This window comes from Streptomyces sp. NPDC102270 (assembly GCF_044766405.1).
GTDB lineage: Bacteria > Actinomycetota > Actinomycetes > Streptomycetales > Streptomycetaceae > Streptomyces.
This window is the reverse complement of record NZ_JBIWLX010000022.1, coordinates 144,328-163,376: the sequence shown is the minus strand read 5'-3', so window position 1 is coordinate 163,376 and position 19,049 is coordinate 144,328. Positions and strand designations below refer to the sequence as shown.

The 19,049-nt window shown below is 70.7% G+C and carries 14 protein-coding genes; 11 read left to right on the top strand and 3 right to left on the bottom strand.

Going from position 1 to position 19,049, the window contains the following annotated elements:
- Positions 1-8 precede the first annotated feature (8 nt).
- Positions 9-914, top strand: coding sequence for an ADP-ribosylglycohydrolase family protein (locus ACIRP7_RS37765; RefSeq protein ID WP_403669049.1), 906 nt, complete (start codon positions 9-11; stop codon positions 912-914).
- Between the two features lie 276 nt (positions 915-1,190).
- On the opposite strand, the gene ACIRP7_RS37760 is transcribed toward ACIRP7_RS37765, so the two are convergent.
- Positions 1,191-2,738, bottom strand: a complete 1,548-nt coding sequence (locus ACIRP7_RS37760) for an MFS transporter (protein ID WP_403669046.1) — start codon at positions 2,736-2,738, stop codon at positions 1,191-1,193.
- A 187-nt stretch (positions 2,739-2,925) separates the two neighbouring features.
- Between ACIRP7_RS37760 and ACIRP7_RS37755 the strand changes: the two genes are divergently transcribed.
- From ACIRP7_RS37755 to ACIRP7_RS37745, 3 genes are all read left to right on the top strand, one after another.
- Positions 2,926-3,549: a TetR/AcrR family transcriptional regulator gene (locus tag ACIRP7_RS37755; protein WP_403669043.1), complete on the top strand. Its 624-nt coding sequence runs from the start codon at positions 2,926-2,928 to the stop codon at positions 3,547-3,549.
- An 81-nt stretch (positions 3,550-3,630) separates the two neighbouring features.
- Positions 3,631-4,332 carry a ribonuclease HII gene (locus ACIRP7_RS37750; RefSeq protein WP_403669040.1) on the top strand — a complete coding sequence of 234 codons (702 nt, stop codon included), beginning with the start codon at positions 3,631-3,633 and terminating at the stop codon, positions 4,330-4,332.
- Positions 4,333-4,400: 68 nt separating this feature from the next.
- Entirely contained in the window at positions 4,401-5,060 is a 660-nt protein-coding gene (locus ACIRP7_RS37745) for a hypothetical protein (protein WP_403669037.1), read from the top strand.
- A 222-nt stretch (positions 5,061-5,282) separates the two neighbouring features.
- Here ACIRP7_RS37745 and ACIRP7_RS37740 read toward each other — a convergent pair whose 3' ends face one another.
- Positions 5,283-5,915, bottom strand: coding sequence for a hypothetical protein (locus ACIRP7_RS37740; RefSeq protein WP_330324930.1), 633 nt, complete (start codon positions 5,913-5,915; stop codon positions 5,283-5,285).
- A gap of 295 nt (positions 5,916-6,210) precedes the next feature.
- Complete coding sequence (locus ACIRP7_RS37735) at positions 6,211-8,382, bottom strand: RecQ family ATP-dependent DNA helicase (protein ID WP_403669034.1); 2,172 nt, start codon at positions 8,380-8,382, stop codon at positions 6,211-6,213.
- 141 nt (positions 8,383-8,523) lie between these two features.
- Between ACIRP7_RS37735 and ACIRP7_RS37730 the strand changes: the two genes are divergently transcribed.
- From ACIRP7_RS37730 to ACIRP7_RS37700, 7 genes are all read left to right on the top strand, one after another.
- Positions 8,524-10,356, top strand: coding sequence for a DUF4192 domain-containing protein (locus tag ACIRP7_RS37730; protein ID WP_403669031.1), 1,833 nt, complete (start codon positions 8,524-8,526; stop codon positions 10,354-10,356).
- A gap of 463 nt (positions 10,357-10,819) precedes the next feature.
- A complete protein-coding gene (locus ACIRP7_RS37725; protein ID WP_403669028.1) occupies positions 10,820-10,990 on the top strand; it encodes a hypothetical protein in 171 nt (56 codons plus the stop codon).
- A 31-nt stretch (positions 10,991-11,021) separates the two neighbouring features.
- Positions 11,022-12,932: a glycogen debranching N-terminal domain-containing protein gene (locus ACIRP7_RS37720; RefSeq protein WP_403669025.1), complete on the top strand. Its 1,911-nt coding sequence runs from the start codon at positions 11,022-11,024 to the stop codon at positions 12,930-12,932.
- 130 nt (positions 12,933-13,062) lie between these two features.
- Positions 13,063-13,821 carry an NUDIX domain-containing protein gene (locus tag ACIRP7_RS37715; protein ID WP_403669022.1) on the top strand — a complete coding sequence of 253 codons (759 nt, stop codon included), beginning with the start codon at positions 13,063-13,065 and terminating at the stop codon, positions 13,819-13,821.
- Positions 13,822-13,861: 40 nt separating this feature from the next.
- A complete protein-coding gene (locus tag ACIRP7_RS37710) occupies positions 13,862-15,862 on the top strand; it encodes an ATP-binding cassette domain-containing protein (protein WP_403669019.1) in 2,001 nt (666 codons plus the stop codon).
- Positions 15,863-16,024: 162 nt separating this feature from the next.
- A complete protein-coding gene (locus ACIRP7_RS37705; RefSeq protein ID WP_393603826.1) occupies positions 16,025-16,912 on the top strand; it encodes a FadR/GntR family transcriptional regulator in 888 nt (295 codons plus the stop codon).
- A gap of 487 nt (positions 16,913-17,399) precedes the next feature.
- Positions 17,400-18,938, top strand: a complete 1,539-nt coding sequence (locus ACIRP7_RS37700; protein WP_403669016.1) for an RNA polymerase sigma factor — start codon at positions 17,400-17,402, stop codon at positions 18,936-18,938.
- Positions 18,939-19,049: the final 111 nt, after the last annotated feature.

The following is a 19,049-nucleotide window of genomic DNA, read 5'->3' as shown; positions in this document are numbered from 1 at the left end:
GCAGACCGATGACCCCTGACTCCTCACCCGAAGCGCGTCTGCACCGCGCCCTGGCCAGCCTGCGTGGCCTGGCCGTGGGAGACGCGCTGGGCTCGCAGTTCTTCGTACCGGTGAACTACCCCCTGCTGAAGAACCGCGAGCTGCCGCCCGGCCACTGGCAGTGGACGGACGACACCGAGATGGCCTGCTCGGTCGTGGCCGTCCTGGCCGCCCACCATCGCATCGACCAGGACGCCCTGGCTCACTCCTTCGCCGAACACCACGACTTCGACCGGGGCTATGGCCCCGCCGTCAACCGACTGCTGCGGCTGGTCCGCGAGGGTGGTGACTGGCGTGAACTCGCCGCGGCCCTCTTCAACGGCCAGGGTTCCTGGGGCAACGGCGCGGCGATGCGCATCCCGCCCCTCGGGGCCTTCTACGCCGACGATCCTGAACAGGCCACCCACCAGGCGGAGATCTCGGCGTACCCCACGCATCAGCACCGCGAGGCCGTCGTCGGCGCCATGGCCGTTGCTGCGGCCGCCGCGCTGGCCGCAGCTCCCAGCGGTCCGCCCAGTCCAGACGCGCTTCTCGACGGTGTCATCGCGCTCGTCCCGAAGAGCGCCGTCGGGGCCGGGCTGCGGCGGGCCCGCGACATGCTCGACTACGCCGACGCCTCCACCGTGGCGGCCGTGCTGGGCTGCGGGCGCCGTACGACGGCCCACGACACGGTGCCGTTCGCGATCTGGTCCGCCGCCCGGTCCCTGGACGACTACGAAGAGGCGTTCTGGACGACCGCGCAGGTCGGCGGTGACGTGGACACGACCTGCGCCATCGTGGGGGGTGTGATCGCCGGGGGCAAGGCAGGGACGCCGCCCGTCGAGTGGGTGCACCGGACCGAGGCCTTTCCCGACTGGTTGCAGGTGCCGGCCTAGGCGCTCGTGCCGGGCCGGCACAACACCGTCGAAACTCTCCGTGCATGCCGGGAACTCTGCGTAACCAGATGCTCGTTGTCGTGACAGTTGCCGTGCGGCGGATGGGCCGGTGCACGCACAAGGCATGTGAGAGGGGCGGGTGTGGTCATGGAGTGGTTGCCGCTGCTCGCCCTGCTGTGCGCGGTTCTTCTGATGCGGATGGCCGGACCGCAGTACTTGCCGTCGATCCCCCGGACCCGGTCCGGCCATCCGCGGCTCATCGAGAGCCCGGCTCCATCAGCCGAGCCCCGGACCGGCCGTGCCGGCGAGTGCCTCCAGGTCGCTCTTGCGGACCTTGATGACCAACGAGGCGCTGACCAGGGCGAGTACGGCCATCGAGGCGGCCGCCACGAACCCCGACGAGATGCCTTGGGCGAGCACTTCGTGTCCCCACGGGGCGGGCAGCTGGTGCGTCTTGGCGAACTCCGCCTTCTGCTCCGCCGAACCGTCGGCCATGAAATGCGGCAGCTGCTTCTCCGCCTCGTCCCTGCTGGCCGATCCGAAGACCGTCGTCAGGATGGACAGACCGAGCGAACCGCCCACTTGCTGCGTGGCGTTGAGGAGCCCGGAGGCCGCGCCGGCCTCGTGCTGGGCCACACCGGAGACCGCGGTGATCGTCAGCGTCACGAAGTTCAGGCCCATGCCGAAGCCGAAGATCAGCATGGGCCCGAGAACTCCACCGGCGTAGGAGCTGTCGGAGCTGATGAGGGCCTGCCAGGCGAGCCCGGTCAACGCGAGCGCCGAACCCGTGAGCATGAACGGCTTGGGGCCGAGCACCGGCAGGAAGCGCTGCGACAGACCCGCCCCCAGCGCAATGACGACGGTCACGGGCAGGAAGGCGAGACCGGCCTCGATCGGGCTGTAGTCCAGGACGTTCTGGACGAAGAGCACGATGTAGAAGAACATGCCGAACATCGCGGCAGCGAGACTCAGCATGATCACGTACGTGCCCGAGCGGTTGCGGTCGGCGAACATCCGCAGGGGGGTGATCGGTTCCTTGGCGCGCGACTCGATGAACGCGAAGGCGAGCAGGAGCACCACGGCGATGCCGAAGGACCCAATGGTCAGGTTGTCCCGCCACCCCTCGTCGGCGGCGCGGATGAAGCCGTAGACCAGCAGGGCCATGCCACCCGTGGAGGTCAGGGCGCCCGCGACATCGAAGCGGCCGCTGTGCTTCTCGGACTCGCTGATGTAGAGCGGAGTGAGTACGGCGATCAGCACGCCGATCGGCACGTTGACGAAGAGCACCCATCGCCAGTCGAGCCACTCGGTGAGCATGCCTCCCGCCAGCAGGCCTATGGCACCGCCGCCGGCGGAGACGGCGGCGAAGACGCCGAAGGCCCGGTTCCGCTCGGGACCTTCGGGGAAAGTGGTGGTGATCAGCGCCAGCGAGGTCGGCGACGCGATCGCGCCACCCACGCCCTGCAGGACACGGGCGGCCAGCAGCTGCCAGGGCTCCTGGGCGAGACCGCCGAGCAGGGAGGCGAAGGTGAACAGCAGGATGCCGGTCATGAAGACCCGGCGGCGCCCGAGGATGTCACCCGCGCGGCCGCCCAGAAGGAGCAGGCCGCCGAAGGTGAGCGTGTAGGCGCTGACGACCCATGTGAGGTCGGTGGTGCTGAACTTGAGAGCGTCTTGAATGTGCGGCAGCGCGATGTTCACAATCGTCGCGTCGAGTACCACCATGAGTTGACAGGCGGCGATGACGGCGAGCGCGATGCCGGGTCGCCCCTCCCGGCGGGCCGCACCTGGTTTCTGATCCTTGATCAATTGAGAGGTAGTCACTATGGGTCCCCCACAAGCGCTTTAGTGAACGGTAGCGTTCACTGTTGCGCCAACGGTAGTGAGTCCCCAGTAGTGAACGCAAGCGTTCACTTAAGTTTGTTGGCGTGCGGCGTGTCCCCCTGTGTCGCCGTGCGGTGCTGCGTCCCTCCCCGGAATCCCCGCTTCCCTGTTCGCTGGAGACATTCAGATGGTTACCTCGCGCTGGACGGCCGCCCCCGCTCAGACGGCCTCCCTGCGTCGGCGCGGCGTCGTGCTGGAGCGCGCGATCCTCGACGCCGCACTGGAACAGCTCAGCACCGTCGGCTGGAACGGCCTCACGATGGAAGGCGTCGCCGCCGGAGCCCAGACGGGCAAGGCCGCGGTCTATCGCCGCTGGCCCTCCAAGGAGGATCTCGTCGCGGACGCCCTTCGAGCCGGACTGCCGCGTTTCGAGGAGACCCCCGACCTCGGCGGTGTGCGCGAGGACCTGCTCGAACTGTGCCGCCAGGCTCGCGAGGCGATGTTCTCCCGCCCCGGCTTCGCCCTGCGTGCAGTCATTCACGAATGCGACCAGACCCAGGCGGAACGTTTTCATGCCGTGATCTTCAACGGAGTCGTGGAGCCGAGCGTCAGACTCCTTCGTGAGATCATCATCCGTGGGATAGAGCGGGGTGAGGTGCGCCCTGACGCGGCCAACGACTATGTCTTCGATGCCATTCCGGCCATGATGATGTACCGCTCCAAGATGCGCGGAAGCGAATGGAGTGACGAGGACGTCGAGGAGATGATCGACCAGTTCGTACTGCCGCTGCTGCGGCCGGGTCGACCGTGAGTGGCCTTCGTGTATGTCTCGACGCCGCCGAGGGAACCGGGGTGTCGCAGGGTGATCCGATCGGCGTAGGCTAAGGGCGCCATGCCGTACGAACCGCCTACTCACACCGTCGAGCGCTCCCTCCGCGCCACGACCGGAGCGAAGATCATTGCCGGTGTCGACGAGGTGGGGCGAGGTGCCTGGGCCGGCCCCGTCACCGTCTGCGCTGCCGTCACCGGACTGCGCCGACCGCCCCAAGGCCTCACGGACTCCAAGCTGCTCAGCGTCAAACGCCGTACCGAACTCGCAGAGGAACTGCGGACGTGGGTGACGTCGTACGCGCTGGGGCACGCGAGTCACGAAGAGATCGACAACCTCGGTATGACGGCCGCCCTGCGGATCGCCGCCGTGCGCGCCCTGGAGGCACTCCCGGTCCGACCGGACGCGGTGATCCTCGACGGCAAGCACGACTATCTCGGAACGCCCTGGAAGGTCCGGACCGTGATCAAGGGCGACCAGTCCTGTGTGGCGGTCGCTGCGGCCTCGGTGATCGCCAAGGTTCAGCGCGACAAAATGATGGCCGAACTGGGTACCGAACATGCAGACTTCGGTTTCGCGGCCAACGCCGGGTATCCCTCGCCCGTGCACAAGGCCGCGCTGGAGGTTCGGGGCCCCACCCCGTACCACCGGTTGTCGTGGGCGTATCTTGATGCGCTGCCTCAGTGGCGGCACCTCAAGAAGGCCCGCAGCTGGGCGGACGGAAGCGTTCCGAAGATCGAGGGCCAGCTCGGCTTCGATTTCTGACGGTTCCGCTCACACTGATGTGCCACCCGTTGGCGCGAGCCGCACCAACGTTTGATAAAAATCAGCCCATGCCTCTCATTCCCGAGGAGCCTCAGATTCACGAGAGTGCCCAGGGTCCCCGCGCCACTCCGGCCAGTGGCCGCACCGCGCCGACCCCCCGCCCCGTACCCGGTCCACGCCCTGTGGCTCCGCCGCGCCCCGGTCGTCCCGGCCCGCTGAGGCCCGCGCCGCCGGTGCAGCGGACGCCGCACGACGTGGCCGTGGCCAAGCCCGCAGTGCCGGGCCCCGCCGCCCCTGCCACCTCCGCCCCGACTCCGGTCCCGGCGTCGGTTTCGGCGGCCCCGCAGATCCAGCTCATCCCGGCCTCGGCCGCCGGTGCGCTCGACGCTGCCGAGGAAGCCGTAGACCTCCTGCTGGATTCGGGCCGTGCCCCCGGTGAAGTGCTGGTGATCACCACCGGCGAACAGCATCCGTGGGCCACCCATGAGCTGTCCTTCGGTGAAGCCGCCTACTGGGCCCAGCACGACGCCGGTGACGACGTGTTCTACGCGGACGCCACCGCGGCCTCGCGGGCCGCGGCCCGTCCGGTGGTCGTGGTCGCCGTCAATGGTGGTTCCGCCGCTGCTGTCGCCGAGGGCCTGCCTCTGGCCCACACCCGGGCCGGTGCCCTGCTGATCGTCTGCGGCGACCCGCAGCAGATCAACTCGGTACTGGGCGCCGGCGTCTGAGCCGGTCTCGGTGGGGCCGGAAGGACACCGGGGGGTGAGGAAAGGGTGCCGCCTGGGCGGCACCTGTACGGCGAGCCCTTCGGCATGCCCGCGTCTGAGTGGACGGCGGGCTCGGGCCAGAAGCTCTGCCGGTTCCAGGACACGTGCGCTCGGTGGCACGACGTCAAGGGCCGTACGTCATGGACGTACGGCCGAAGAACGGTGACCGGGGCTGACTCGGCTTCAGCGAGCCGCCGCGCGGCGCAGGACCTCCGAGGCGGCGCCGCCGGTGCGCGGCAGCAGAGGCGGTGACTCGGACGTGGCGAAGGGCTCCGGCGCGGAGTCCGCGTTCGGCCGGCGTCCGCCGCGTCCCTCGCCGAGCACCTGCCATCCGTCGCGCGTCAGCGTGATGTACGCCCCGCAGCGCAGCCCGTGCAGGGTGCATGCGTCACGCAGACCCCACATCCACGCGCCGTCCTCCTCCGTCCAACGCGCGTCGCCCTCACGGCAGTAGAGCAGCACGGCGGTGCGCACGGGGGTACGGCGCCGCAGGTCGTGCGGGATCACCCGGCGCAGCTGGGCCAGGAGCGTGTTCCGGAACATCCAGCCGTCGGCCGGAGCCGGGCGGCGCGTGAACGAGGCGCTCGCCCGCAGCCGTTCGTCCGGGTCGAGGACCGCCACGATCGCGGTCGCCGGTTTGGGACGGTGCCGCGAGTGCAGCCCGCTGACGACCTCGCGCGGGTTGCGCAGCAACGGGATGCCGGCCTCGGCCCACTCGGCGGGTTCGAGCAGACGGGCCAGAGGGTTGGCGGATGCGGCGGACAGGTCGGTTGACGACGTGGACGCCGCGGAGGACGGAGCGAATCCGAAGGTCACGGTCCTCCCTTCGGCTACGCGCCCATACGGCGGGCGGGGTCGGATTCGGGGGAGCGCGCACCGCAGGAGAGCCCTACCGGTCAACGGGCGAGGCCGTGCGGGGAGCGGACCTCAATTCTTCCTGTCGAACTTGGTTGCGGCAACGAGCAATTGGGCCCGCCGACCCGAATCGGACTGTTCGTGGCTTATATCCCTACCCAGTGTTTTGCCGGGCGACGCCTGGGGCCTCCGAGCCCGGCAACTCCAGGCCCGCATCGGTGCACGCGTGTGGGGCGCCGTCGCCTTCGGTGCTTGCTCAGCCACGTACGGCCAGCACCAGAGGCAACACCCCTTGGGCACCCGACCGCGACAACAGTCGGGCGGCGACTGCGACGGTCCAGCCCGTCTCCATCATGTCGTCGACGAGCAGTACCGGGCCTGCGGCTGCCTGCAGCGCCTCCCGCAGGGGCTGAGGCACGACGAGTGCCCCGTGCAGGGCCCGCAGACGCTGGGCGCTGTTGGAACGGGGCAGGGAGAGGTCGTCGGAGTGGTCCGTGTACGTGAGGGACCCCAGCAACGGGAGGCGGCCGACAGCGGAGATCCGACTCCCCAGCGACTGCACCAACTGGGGCCGGCTGCGCGAGGGAAGGGTGACGACCCCGACAGGGCGGCCCGGTGCGTCCGGAGCGCCGGACGCCCAGCCGTCGGGCGACTTGGCCCAGTCGGCCAACACGGTCACGACGGCGTTCGCCACGTCGTCGGGGACCGGAGCGTCCGGAGTCTGGGGTGCGAGCAGTGGCCGCAGACGGTTGCCCCAGCCGATGTCCGACAGTCGCCCGAGAGCCCGGCCGGGCAAAGCCTGTTCGCCGGGCGGGATGCGGCCCTTCAGGTCGACGCCGATGGCAGGGAGGCCCGTGGGCCACATCCGGCGGGGCTCCACCACGACACCGGCACGGGAGAGCGAGCCGCCTGCCGTGTCCAGGGCGGCAGGGGAGATGTCGGCGGTGAAACGGGGGCCGGCGCAGTTGTCGCAGCGGCCGCAGGGAGCGGCCTGCTCGTCGTCCAACTGCCGCCTCAGGAACTCCATACGGCAGCCCGAGGTGGTGGCATAGTCGCGCATGGCCTGCTGTTCGGTGGTGCGCTGCTTGGCGACCCAGGCGTAGCGCTCGCTGTCGTACGACCACGGCGCTCCGGTGGCGATCCAGCCGCCCTTGACCCGGTGGACCGCGCCGTCCACGTCCAGCACCTTGAGCATGATCTCCAAGCGGGTGCGGTTGAGCTCCACCAGCGGTTCGAGCGCGGGCAGCGACAGGGGCCGGTCCGCCTGGGCGAGGGTGTCCAGAGTGCGTCGTACGGCTTCTTCGGGCGGGAACGCGACGGAGGCGAAGTAGGACCAGATCGCCTCGTCCTCGCGGCCTGGCAGGAGCAGCACCTCGGCGTGCTCGACGCCTCGTCCGGCGCGGCCGACCTGCTGGTAGTAGGCGATGGGGGATGAGGGCGAGCCGACATGGACGACGAAGCCGAGGTCGGGCTTGTCGAACCCCATGCCGAGCGCGGAGGTGGCCACCAGCGCCTTGACCTTGTTCGCGAGGAGGGCTTCCTCGGCCTGCTGGCGTTCGGCGTTTTCCGTCTTGCCCGTGTAGGAGGCGACGGTGTGCCCGCACTGTCGCAGGAAGGCGGTGATCTCCTCGGCGGCGGCGACCGTCAGCGTGTAGATGATGCCGGAGCCCGGCAGGGCGTCCAGGTGATCGGCGAGCCAGGCCAGCCGGTGGGCGGCGTCGGGCAGTTGGAGCACGCCGAGGCTCAGGCTCTCGCGGTCGAGCGGGCCGCGCAGGACCAGTGCGTCCGAACTCATACCGGTGCCCAGCTGCTCGGCCACGTCAGCGGTGACCCGCGCATTGGCGGTGGCGGTGGTCGCCAGTACCGGCACGCCGGGCGGGAGGTCGGTGAGCATGGTGCGCAGCCGGCGGTAGTCGGGGCGGAAGTCGTGGCCCCAGTCGGAGATGCAGTGCGCCTCGTCGACGACGAGGAGGCCGGTGGCGGCGGACAGCTCGGGCAGGACGTTGTCGCGGAAGTCAGGGTTGTTGAGCCGCTCTGGGCTCACGAGCAGCACGTCCACGGTGCCCGCGGCGACCTCGGCGCGGATGGTCTCCCACTCCTCCGGGTTCGAGGAGTTGATGGTCCGGGCGTGGATGCCGGCTCGGGCGGCGGCCTCGACCTGGTTGCGCATGAGCGCGAGCAGCGGAGAGACGATCACGGTCGGCCCGGCACCGCGCTCGCGCAGCAGGGCGGTCGCCACGAAATACACCGCGGACTTGCCCCATCCCGTGCGCTGCACGACCAGGGCCCGGCGCTTGTCGGCGACCAGCGCCTCGATCGCCCGCCACTGGTCCTCGCGCAGCCGCGCCGATCCGGTGCTGTCCCCGACGAGCCGGACGAGGATCTTGTCGGCAGCCTCGCGCAACTCCGTCTTGCTCGTGTGCGTCATGCCCCCATACAACAGGACGCCTCCGACAGCCGGGCATCGCGGCGGTCCGGCTGTGGACGACGAGACGGGGCTTGTCGTGGCCCTGATCGGACTTATCCACAGGCCCAAACGGAACATCGAGATCCGCGAGATCGTCTGCTCATGACGAATCACAGCGAAACGACGGGACCCGCCGCAAACGGCAACAACCGCGGACGGAACGGCGACGGACGGAACGGCGGACGGCACAGCGGCGGACGAAACGGCGGCGGGCCGGATCACGACGGCTCGGGCATCGGGGACCGGGTCGGATTCGACGCACCTGGCGCCGAACACCAGGTCACCCTGCGCACGCCGGGCGAACTGGCCGATGCCCTGCCCTACCTGCTCGGGTACCGGCCCGAGGACAGCATCGTTCTGGTCGCCCTGCACGACCGGGGTGGCCGCGGCCGATTCGGAGGGCGGGCCCGGCTCGGCATTCCCGCGAACAAGGACGACTGGCCGGCGGTGGCCCGGCAGCTGGCCCACGGACTGATCACCGGCAGCGAGCGCAGGGGCGCCCGGCCGGAACAGATGGTCGCCTACCTGTGCCAGGAACCGGGGGCCGGTGAGACGGGAAGGCAGATCACGGAGCGGCTCGCCCCGCTCGCCGGGCTGCTGCGCACGGAGTGCGGCCGGCTCGACGTTCCCGTGATCGAGGCGTTGTGCATCTCTGACGGCCGTTACTGGTCGTACTGCTGTCCGAGCCAGGAATGCTGCCCTGTGGAGGGCCTCCCTATGGGTCTGCCTGGCACATCGGTGCTCGCCGCCGCGGCCACGTACGCCGGACTGCAGGTGCGCGGCACACTGCGCGAGCTGCGGGCCAGGCTGCAACCCTGGGAGACCGCGGCCGCGCTGGAGCAGGAGGTCGCCCTGGACACCGCCGGCATGGCACTGGTCCCCAAGATGCTCGACCAGGCGGGCCGGACGGACGTGGCCGAGGAGACGCTGCGGCTGGCCAGGCGCACCATGACCCGTTTCGCTGAGGCAGTGCCCGTGTCGGGCCCGCTCCAGGCCGACCTGCGTGACGACGAGCTGCTGGGACACGAAGACGCGGCGCAACTCATTCTCGGTCTGCAGGACCGGACGACCCGGGACCGTGCGGCCGAGTGGATGGAGGCAGAGGAGGCCGGGCCGGCCCTGCGCCTGTGGCGCGCGTTGGCTCGCCGGTGTGTTGGACCCTACGGCGAGCACGCGGCGGCGCCGCTCACCCTCGCCGGATGGGTCGCCTGGTCCGAGGGCGACGAGATCGAGGCCAGGGAGGCGCTGGCCATGGCCCTGGGCGCAGATCCCAGCTATCTCTTCGCCCGGCTCCTGCACCAGGCATGCAACGAAGGACTCGACCCGGAGTCCATCCGCCGCTGCCTGCGCGCGGAACGCGAGGGGCGCGACGCACGCGCGCGGCCGGAGGCCGCTCAGTCCGACGACGGAAAGACGACCGAGGACAGGACGCGGCCGAACATGCCTGGTCCGGACGTGGGTCAGGCATCATCCCGGCCAGGTTCCGCCGGAATGGCGGAGCTGCCCGACACCTCGGAGGACGCCCTGCCTGCGTGTCCGTCCGGTGCTGAAGGTGCGTTGCCGCCGGGTCCGTCCGACGTCGAAGGCGCGCTCCCACGGTGCACGTCCGGCGTCGAAGGCGCGTTGCCATGGCGCACCTCCGCTGGCGGCGACGCGCTGTCGTCGTGCCCGTCCGATGCCGACCCGACTCTGTCGACCCCGGCGTCCACGGCCTCCCGTCGACGCCGGCGGGTGCGTTCCGGCGCTCGTGCCGATGCTCGTCCCCATTCCGCGGAGGCGGAGAAGCGACACCTCGGTGTCGAGGAATCCCGCCCGCGCTCCCGTTCGGCCCGCGGTACGCGTCCCGGTGCCGTCCGCCGCACCACCGGCAAGGACGACGCACGGCGACCCGAGGGCACACGGCCCGGGGGCGGTGCCACCGAGGAGGAGGGATGAGCGACCGCTGGAAGCATGTCGCGCGCGGGTGGTCACACCTGTGCCGCCGGGTGGTGGCTCCTGTCCGCCGCCATTCGGTCGGCTTCCCGGCCCGTGGGCGTGACCCCGAACAGGTCCGTCCCGTTCACCTGAGTGGCGGAATCCCCTACCGGACCGTACCGCCGCATCGCCCATGCCCTTCAGGAGCCCCGCACCGGGCGCCGAACCCGCCCGAGCCGCGCAGAGCGCAGAGGAAGCGCACCTTGCACCAGCCGACTCCACCCTCCACCGGCGAAGGCCGCCCCGCCCTCGGCGCCCGGACGACAGGGTGGAAGGGAAGCGCCGGTCCACCGCCGCGGGCCACGAACACGGGCATGCCTGAGTCGAGGTTCCCCAGCGGCACCGAGCACACCTCGGTGGCGGCGGAACACCGCCCGGACCCGACCGCGGAACAGGATCGGAAGGACACCGCTCCCTCCCTGTCATGGGACCGCGAGCCGTCTCCGTCGGAGGGGGCCGTACGACGCCCGGCGACACCGGCGAGGCCGAGCCCGACTCCCACGCCGACAGCGAGCCGCCCTCCCCGCACACCTTCACCCGTCCCGTCCGGACCGCCGCCTCAGAGCCCCTTCTCGGGCACCCGAGCCCCAGCTGACCTTCCCCCGGCACACTCGGTCATCATCTGCGTGGCGCTTCCCGGCCTCGCCATCTCCACGGATCAAGGGCAGCTGACCGGTCAGGGACTGGAAGGCTTCTACCGCGCAGGTCGACGGGTGCTCTCCCGGTGTCAGCTCCGTGTCGCCGGCCGTGAGCCACTCGCGGTCAAGGCACAGACGACCGCGGCGGATCGCGCACGCTTCGTGGCCACCGCGCGTGTCTCCCAGGGCGGCGGCCCGGATCCCGACGTGGTCGTAGAGCGCATCCGCCACGCGGACGGGACGGAACGCATCATGCTGCACAGCTCCGCCGCCCGCCCACTGCGCCTGCCGGTGGAGGTGGCACTCGGTACGGACCTGGCGGACCTGGGCGCGATCGCCTCGGGCCGAGCGGGACCCGAGCTGCCCGCGATCGTCCACGACTCCGGCCTGCGCTGGTCCTGCGCGGCAGGCGGGGCATCGGTCACGGCCGACCCACCACCCGCCGACGCGCTCGCGTCGGCAGGCCTGCTGCGCTGGGAGCTCGACCTGCCCCCCGCAGGCACGGTCGCTCTGGAGCTGCGCGTCCGGCTGGAGGGCACGGGCCCTGTCCGAGCTGTGGGGCGCGTGGCGACCAGCCCCCTGGCTTCCGCCCGCGCGTCGGGAGACCACTCCGCGGTCCAGCCGCTCCTGCACACGAGCATCGACGACCTTCAGTCCCTGCTGCTGCGCGACCCGGCACACCCCACCGACACCCACCTCGCGGCCGGAGTCCCCTGGCGCTGCGGCCTGGCCCCCGCCGACGCGCTCATCGCGGCCCGTATGACCCTGCCACTCGGCACCCGGCTCGCCGCAGGGACGCTTCGCACCCTCGCGCGCACCCAAATCCGCGGGCAGACAGCGCAGTCCGGCATGATTCCCGGGCCACGCCGGGACGCGGGCGTCCACCTTCCAGCCGGCTGTACGGGCACCGAGGCCACCCTGCTCTTCCCCGCCCTCCTCGCAGAGGCGTTCCGATGGGGGCTCTCGCCACAGGAGACGGAAGAGCTGCTCCCGACAGCCGAGCGGTGTCTGAGTTGGCTGCGGACGGCCGCGGGGGAGGGACCATATCTGTGCGACCCACAGCCGGGCGGCCCCGTCCGCTGCGAGACGCAAGCACATGCGCACCGCGCGGCCGTCCTCGGTGCCGACCTGCTCGACGCGTTCGACAGACCCGGCGGGGTGGCGCTGCGGCAGTGGGCCCGCGAACTACGCGTGGCCTTCCGCGAGGACTTCTGGGTCGAGGACCGCAGCGGTGGCCGACCGGCGGTTGCGCGGGCCCCCGACGGCCGCCTCCTGCCGCACCTCGGCGCCTCGGCTGTCCATCTCCTGGACACCGGACTGCTGGGCGGGGGCGAACAGGCACCCGGCCTGCTCGACAGGGTCCAGACCGAGCAGCTCGCCCGGCTGCTCGGAAGCCCGGCCATGGACTCGGGCTGGGGACTGCGCGGACTGGGCACGAACGAGGCGGGCTACAACCCGTTCGGCCATCGCACCGGTGCCGTGAGAGTCCACGAGACGGCGATCGCCGTAGCGGGCCTGGCCGCCGCAGGGTACGAGAAGGAGGCCGGCTCGCTCGTGCGGGGTCTGCTGGCCGCGGCTGAGGCCTTCGGCCACCGCCTCCCCGAGATGTACGCCGGTGAACAACGCACCGAAAGGAGCTCTCCTCTTCCCCACCCGGCGGCCTGTCGCCCGGCGGCCACTGCGGCGGCCGCCGCAGTCCATCTGCTCAGCACCCTCGCGGGAATCCGCCCCGACGTCCCGGCGGGGACGGTCACGCTGTGCCCCGTGCGCAGCGCGCCTCTCGGAGAGATCGGTCTGACCGGACTGAGGATCAAGGGAGCGCCGTTCTCGGTACGGGTCAGCAGGCTCGGGCTCGCCATGGTCGAGGAGGCCGCCGAAGGGCTGCAACTCAGGGCGTGACCTCGAGCGACACCTGGTCCGCCGGAGGCGCACAGAGGGAGAAGGGACCTGTTCAGGTGGCAGTGGATCAACTGCCGATGCGACCGGCGAAGGGAGTGTTTATCGTCAGGCAGACGACTATGATCGCCGCATGCCCTACGACCCGTCAGCCTTTCCGCCCTTCGCCGTCACCGTGGATCTGGTCGTACTGACCGTGCGTCGTCACGCCCTGTGCGCGCTCGCGGTACGCAGGGGCGAGCCGCCCTTCCAGGGACGCTGGGCGCTTCCCGGCGGTTTCGTGCGGGCCGATGAGGATCTGGCGCAGGCCGCTGCCCGCGAGCTGGCCGAGGAGACGGGACTGCGCGCCCATGACCCGGCTGTCCCCGTCCAGGACAACGGAGCGCACCTGGAGCAGCTCGCGACCTACGGTGACCCCAAGCGTGACCCCCGGATGCGTGTGGTGAGCGTCGCCCACCTCGCCCTCGCCCCCGACCTGCCCGCCCCCCGGGCAGGCGGTGACGCCAGCAACGCACGCTGGGCACCCGTCGAAGAGCTGTTGCAGCAGGGGGGTTACGGTCGAGACGGCGAGCCGGTCGCGCCACTCGCCTTCGACCATGCGCAGATCCTGTCCGACGGGGTGGAGCGCGCCCGCTCGAAGATCGAGTACTCGTCGCTGGCCACGGCGTTCTGCCCGCCCGAGTTCACCGTCGGCGAGCTGCGCCGGGTCTACGAAGCGGTGTGGGGCGTGGCACTGGACCCGCGCAACTTCCACCGCAAGGTGACGGGCACACCGGGCTTCCTGGTCCCCACCGGCGGCACCACCACGCGACAGGGCGGCCGCCCCGCCCAGCTCTTCCACGCCGGCGGCGCCACTCTTCTCAACCCCCCGATGTTGCGCCCCGAAGTGTGACGGACCCAAAAACGGGACATAACGCGCTATCTTGCTACGGGTGATCCAGGCGTTCGGACTGACCAGCCATTCCCACAAGGACCTCCCGCCCGCGGTCGATGACGTGTCCTTCGAGGCCCGTGCGGGCCACGTCACCGCGCTTCTCGGAGCGACGGGCGCGGGCAAGACGACAGCGCTCAGACTGATGCTCGAACTCCAACAGGGCCGCGGTCTCACCTACTTCAGGGGCCGCCCCCTGCACCGCCTCGCGCACCCCTCGCGCGAGGTCGGCGTACTCCTGGGCGAGGTGCCCGGCCATCCCGCACGCACGGTCCGCGGCCACCTGCGCATGCTCAGCGCCGCGGTCGGCGTCCCGGCCCGGCGCGCCGACGAAGTACTCGAAGTGGTGGGCCTGGTCAGCCTGCGCGACGAGCGGCTCGGCACGCTGTCGCGTGGCATGGACCGCCGCCTGGGCCTGGCCTGCGCCCTGTTGTCGGACCCGCACACACTCGTGCTGGACGATCCCGCCGACGGGCTCTCCACCCGTGAGAGCCACTGGCTGCACGGCATGCTGCGAGCGCACGCCACCCAGGGCGGCACAGTCCTGTTCACCACGTCCGAGCCCAAAGAGGCCGCGCGCGCCGCAGACCACGTCATCACGCTCGAGCAAGGCCGACTCGTCGCAGACCAGGTTGCCGCGGAGTTCGCCCGCACCCGACTCCGCCCCCGTGTCGCCGTCCGTACCCCCCATGCCGTCCGGCTCGCCGCCCTGCTCGCCAAGGAGGCCCGTACGGCTCAACGCTCCGTCGAAGTCGTCCGGGAAGGCGGCAACCGCCTGTCCGTGTACGGCAGTACCTGTGCCGACGTCGGCGAGACGGCCTTTCGTCACGGCATCCTGGTCCATCAACTCGCCGACGAGATGGGGGACATGGGGCCCGGTGCCGGGCCGTTTCCCGGCGAGACCGCGGAAGCGGCCCGGGACGCGAGGGAGGGCGGGACGGAACCCGAGTCCAGTGAGCTCCTTGGTCATCGGGCCGTGGGGTTGGCCGGGACAGCGCCGCGGGGCGGCCGAGCGCAGGACAAGCCCGCGTCGCAGGCCGGCTCGCACAGGCCCGGTGACCGGGTCGTGCCCGCCGACCGGAGAGCGCGCGGCGACCAAGCGGCACACGGCAGTCCCGACACCGGCAGCGGCCCGGCTGAGGGACGCGGTGATACTCCTCCGAGCCCCGCTACCGTCTCCAGGGCACCCGCCCCCCTGCCCCCTCTCCCACCCCCCATCTCCGCCAGGTCCGCCCCCAGCCCCTTGCGCCCCCTGCGCTACGAACTGCGTCGCGCGACAGGAATCGGCACCGGGTTCCTGACCGCGGCCGCCGTGCTCGTCACGTCCGCCCTCACCGCCGTACTCCTGGCGCGAGTCGGCCACACCCCGCAGGCACGTCTGCTGGCCGCGTGGCCGAGGGAGTTGCCGCTGCCCCCGGCTGCACTCGGAGCCGGCCTGCTCGGCGCACTCGCGTTCGGCGACGAGTTCCGCCACCCCGCCCTGGCTGCGGACCGCGGCAGCGTTCCCCGCCGACTGGGACTGCTCACCGCGAAACTCGTCGTCGCCGCCGTCACCGCGCTGGCGCTGGCTTTTCTCGCGGTGGGTTGCGACGCCGAAGTGCTCTATCTCGTCTACGGACGGGAACTCGCGGAAGTTCCCGCGGATTGGCTGGTGCTGAGCGCGAGTTGGTTCGGGCTCGTGGTCGGGTGTGCCTGGGCCGGTGTCCTGGCCGCCGGTGTCTTCCGGTCCACCGCGGCCGGGCTCGCCGCGGTGGTCGCCGTACCCGTTGTCGTCGTACCCCTTGTACAGAAAGCGCTGGAGGGTGCGTCCCTGCGAGCGGCGGCCGGTCTTCCCGCGCGGCTGCGCGAGGTCTTCCTGCTGCAATGGCCCTTCGGCGGCGAGCGCTACCTCGTCGGAGCGGTGCGTGTCATCGCCCAACCGGTGGGCGGGGCACTGACGTTGTCGCTGACCGCCCTGCTGTGTGCGTATCTGCTCACGACCCTGCGTAGCAGGGCCCGATGACGACCGACCGCGCGCTTCCGGTCCCGACCTGCGCACAACTTCCCGACGAAAGCGCATTTCTTTCCGATAAGGCGTCAATTGCGACGGGGTGAGCGATCACCCTTTCGTGTGCTTTTCACCAAAGACCTCAAGGGAGTTGGAGACGGCGCCGACAAAGGATCCGTGAGTACCCTTGCGCACACCATGATGACCGCCGCCCGCTCCGCCGACTCCGGTCTGGCCGGCCCGGGCGATCTCGACCGCTACCCCTACGCCGAGGCCCCGGCCGCAGGCCGCGTCGGCGCCTCCGTCTGGGACGGCTCGGACCCGGAGCTGGGCCGCGTGGGCCGACGGGCCGCGGGCAGCCGCGGGCGCGGACTGCACGGCCAACTCGTCCAGCAGCTCGGCCAGATGATCGTCTCCGGTGACCTGGGAGCCGACCGGCCGCTGGTCCCCGAGGAAATCGGCCAGCGTTTCGAGGTCTCCCGTACCGTCGTCCGTGAGTCGCTCCGCGTCCTGGAGGCCAAGGGCCTGGTCAGCGCCCGCCCGAACGTCGGCACGCGCGTGCGTCCCGTCAGCGACTGGAACCTCCTCGACCCGGACATCATCGAATGGCGGGCTTTCGGACCGCAGCGCGACAACCAGCGCCGTGAGCTGAGCGAGCTGCGCTGGACGATCGAGCCGCTCGCCGCGCGCCTGGCCGCGGGACACGGCAGGGAGGACGTCCAGCAGCGCCTCGGTGACATGGTAGAGATCATGGGGCACGCCATGAGCCAGGGTGACGCGCTCACCTTCTCCCGTGCCGACGCCGAGTTCCACTCCTTGCTGATCCAGCTCGCGGGCAACCGCATGCTGGAGCATCTCTCCGGGATCGTCTCCTCCGCCCTCCAGGTTTCCGGCGGCCCGGTCGCCGGCTGTGACCGGCCGAACGAGTCGTCCCTGGCGCACCACGGCCGGATCGCCGACGCCCTCGCCACCGGCGATGCGGCAGCGGCCGAGGCGGCCATGCGGCAACTGCTCACCGTCCATCCCGAGGTGGAGCGCGTGGTGCCGGCCCCGCGTGAGCACTGACCGCGCACCGCAAGCGTCGCGGCCGAGGATGTCCTCCACCTCCTTCGGCGTCGTCCGGCTGCCGAACCGCCTCCGTCGGACCCCGCAGGGTCTCCAGGGACCCTGCGGGGTCCGACGGTCCGGGGCGGTGACGTCACCCCGGACTGTGCCGACCCGTGCTGTGCCGACCCGGCCTCTGTCGACCTGGCCTCTGTCGACCTGGCCTCTGCTGGTCCGGGCAGGCGAGTGACCTTGTCTGTCCATGTCTGACTATTTTTGTCTGCCTACGGGGTGTGACTCGGGCCACGCAGATTGGGCGTAACGCTGGCGGGAGCAGCGCGATGACCTAAGAGGTGACAGCCGCGGAGGGAATACGGACGCCGTTTCAGGCGCTGTGCATCTTCCCGGCCCCCCGCCCGCGCCGTCGGCCACTCCCAGGCCGGTGGTCGGCCCCTGTCCGCTGTGGACGGGGCCGGAAGCCGTTTTCCAACGTTCCGAGAGGTTGTTCGTGTCGGCCAGCACATCCCGTACGCTCCCGCCGGAGATCGCCGAGTCCGTCTCTGTCATGGCTCTCATTGAGCGGGGAAAGGCTGAGGGGCAGATCGCCGGCGATGACGTGCGTCGGGCCTTCGAAGCTGACCAGATTCCGGCCACTCAGTGGAAGAACGTACTGCGCAGCCTCAACCAGATCCTCGAGGAAGAGGGTGTGACGCTGATGGTCAGTGCCGCGGAGCCCAAGCGCACCCGAAAGAGCGTCGCAGCGAAGAGTCCGGCCAAGCGCACCGCCACCAAGACGGTCGCGGCGAAGACGGTGACCACGAAGAAGGCCACCGCCACCGCCACCCCGGCGGCCCCCGCCGCCGAGCCCGCAGTCGAGGGCGAAGAGCTCACGAAGCCCGCCGCGAAGAAGGCGGTCGCCACCAAGAAGGCGGCCGCGAAGAAGACCGTCGCCACCAAGAAGACGGCGGCGGCCAAGAAGACGACCGCCAAGAAGGACGACGCCGAGGTCGTCGAGGAAGAGGTCCTCGAGGACGCTCCCAAGACCGGCGACGAGCCCGAGGGTGCCGAGAGCGCCGGCTTCGTGCTGTCCGACGAGGACGAGGACGACGCGCCCGCGCAGCAGGTCGCGGCCGCCGGCGCCACCGCCGACCCGGTCAAGGACTACCTCAAGCAGATCGGCAAGGTCCCCCTGCTCAACGCCGAGCAGGAGGTCGAGCTCGCCAAGCGCATCGAGGCCGGTCTGTTCGCCGAGGACAAGCTGGCCAACGCCGACAAGCTCGCCCCGAAGCTCAAGCGCGAGCTGGAGATCATCGCCGAGGACGGCCGCCGCGCCAAGAACCACCTCCTGGAGGCCAACCTCCGTCTGGTGGTCTCCCTGGCCAAGCGTTACACCGGCCGCGGCATGCTCTTCCTGGACCTCATCCAGGAGGGCAACCTCGGTCTGATCCGCGCGGTCGAGAAGTTCGACTACACCAAGGGCTACAAGTTCTCCACGTACGCCACCTGGTGGATCCGTCAGGCCATCACCCGCGCGATGGCCGACCAGGCCCGCACCATCCGTATCCCGGTGCACATGGTCGAGGTCATCAACAAGCTCGCGCGCGTGCAGCGCCAGATGCTTCAGGACCTGGGCCGCGAGCCCACCCCGGAGGAACTGGCCAAGGAACTCGACATGACCCCGGAGAAGGTCATCGAGGTCCAGAAGTACGGCCGCGAGCCGATCTCGCTGCACACTCCTCTGGGCGAGGACGGCGACAGCGAGTTCGGTGACCTCATCGAGGACTCCGAGGCCGTCGTCCCGGCCGACGCAGTGAGCTTCACGCTCCTGCAGGAGCAGCTGCACTCCGTCCTCGACACCCTGTCGGAGCGCGAGGCGGGCGTGGTCTCGATGCGCTTCGGCCTCACCGACGGTCAGCCGAAGACCCTCGACGAGATCGGCAAGGTCTACGGCGTCACGCGCGAGCGCATCCGCCAGATCGAGTCGAAGACCATGTCGAAGCTGCGTCACCCGTCGCGTTCGCAGGTGCTGCGCGACTACCTCGACTAAGCCGTAGTCGTACGACACCGAAGGCCCGGCCCCTCTTTGGGGACCGGGCCTTCGTGCTGCGCGCACAGGCGCCCTGCATGACTCTGGGTTTCCGATCATCACCCCCGAGTG

Excerpts from the sequence above, each read along its gene's own strand:
- ACIRP7_RS37730 (WP_403669031.1), top strand. The coding sequence starts at position 8,524 with ATGACGAATCACAGCGAAACGACGGGACCCGCCGCAAACGGCAACAAC.
- ACIRP7_RS37750 (WP_403669040.1), top strand. The coding sequence starts at position 3,631 with ATGCCGTACGAACCGCCTACTCACACCGTCGAGCGCTCCCTCCGCGCC.
- ACIRP7_RS37715 (WP_403669022.1), top strand. The coding sequence starts at position 13,063 with ATGCCCTACGACCCGTCAGCCTTTCCGCCCTTCGCCGTCACCGTGGAT.
- ACIRP7_RS37725 (WP_403669028.1), top strand. The coding sequence starts at position 10,820 with ATGGGACCGCGAGCCGTCTCCGTCGGAGGGGGCCGTACGACGCCCGGC.
- ACIRP7_RS37735 (WP_403669034.1), bottom strand. The coding sequence starts at position 8,382 with ATGACGCACACGAGCAAGACGGAGTTGCGCGAGGCTGCCGACAAGATC.
- ACIRP7_RS37745 (WP_403669037.1), top strand. The coding sequence starts at position 4,401 with ATGCCTCTCATTCCCGAGGAGCCTCAGATTCACGAGAGTGCCCAGGGT.
- ACIRP7_RS37765 (WP_403669049.1), top strand. The coding sequence starts at position 9 with ATGACCCCTGACTCCTCACCCGAAGCGCGTCTGCACCGCGCCCTGGCC.
- ACIRP7_RS37755 (WP_403669043.1), top strand. The coding sequence starts at position 2,926 with ATGGTTACCTCGCGCTGGACGGCCGCCCCCGCTCAGACGGCCTCCCTG.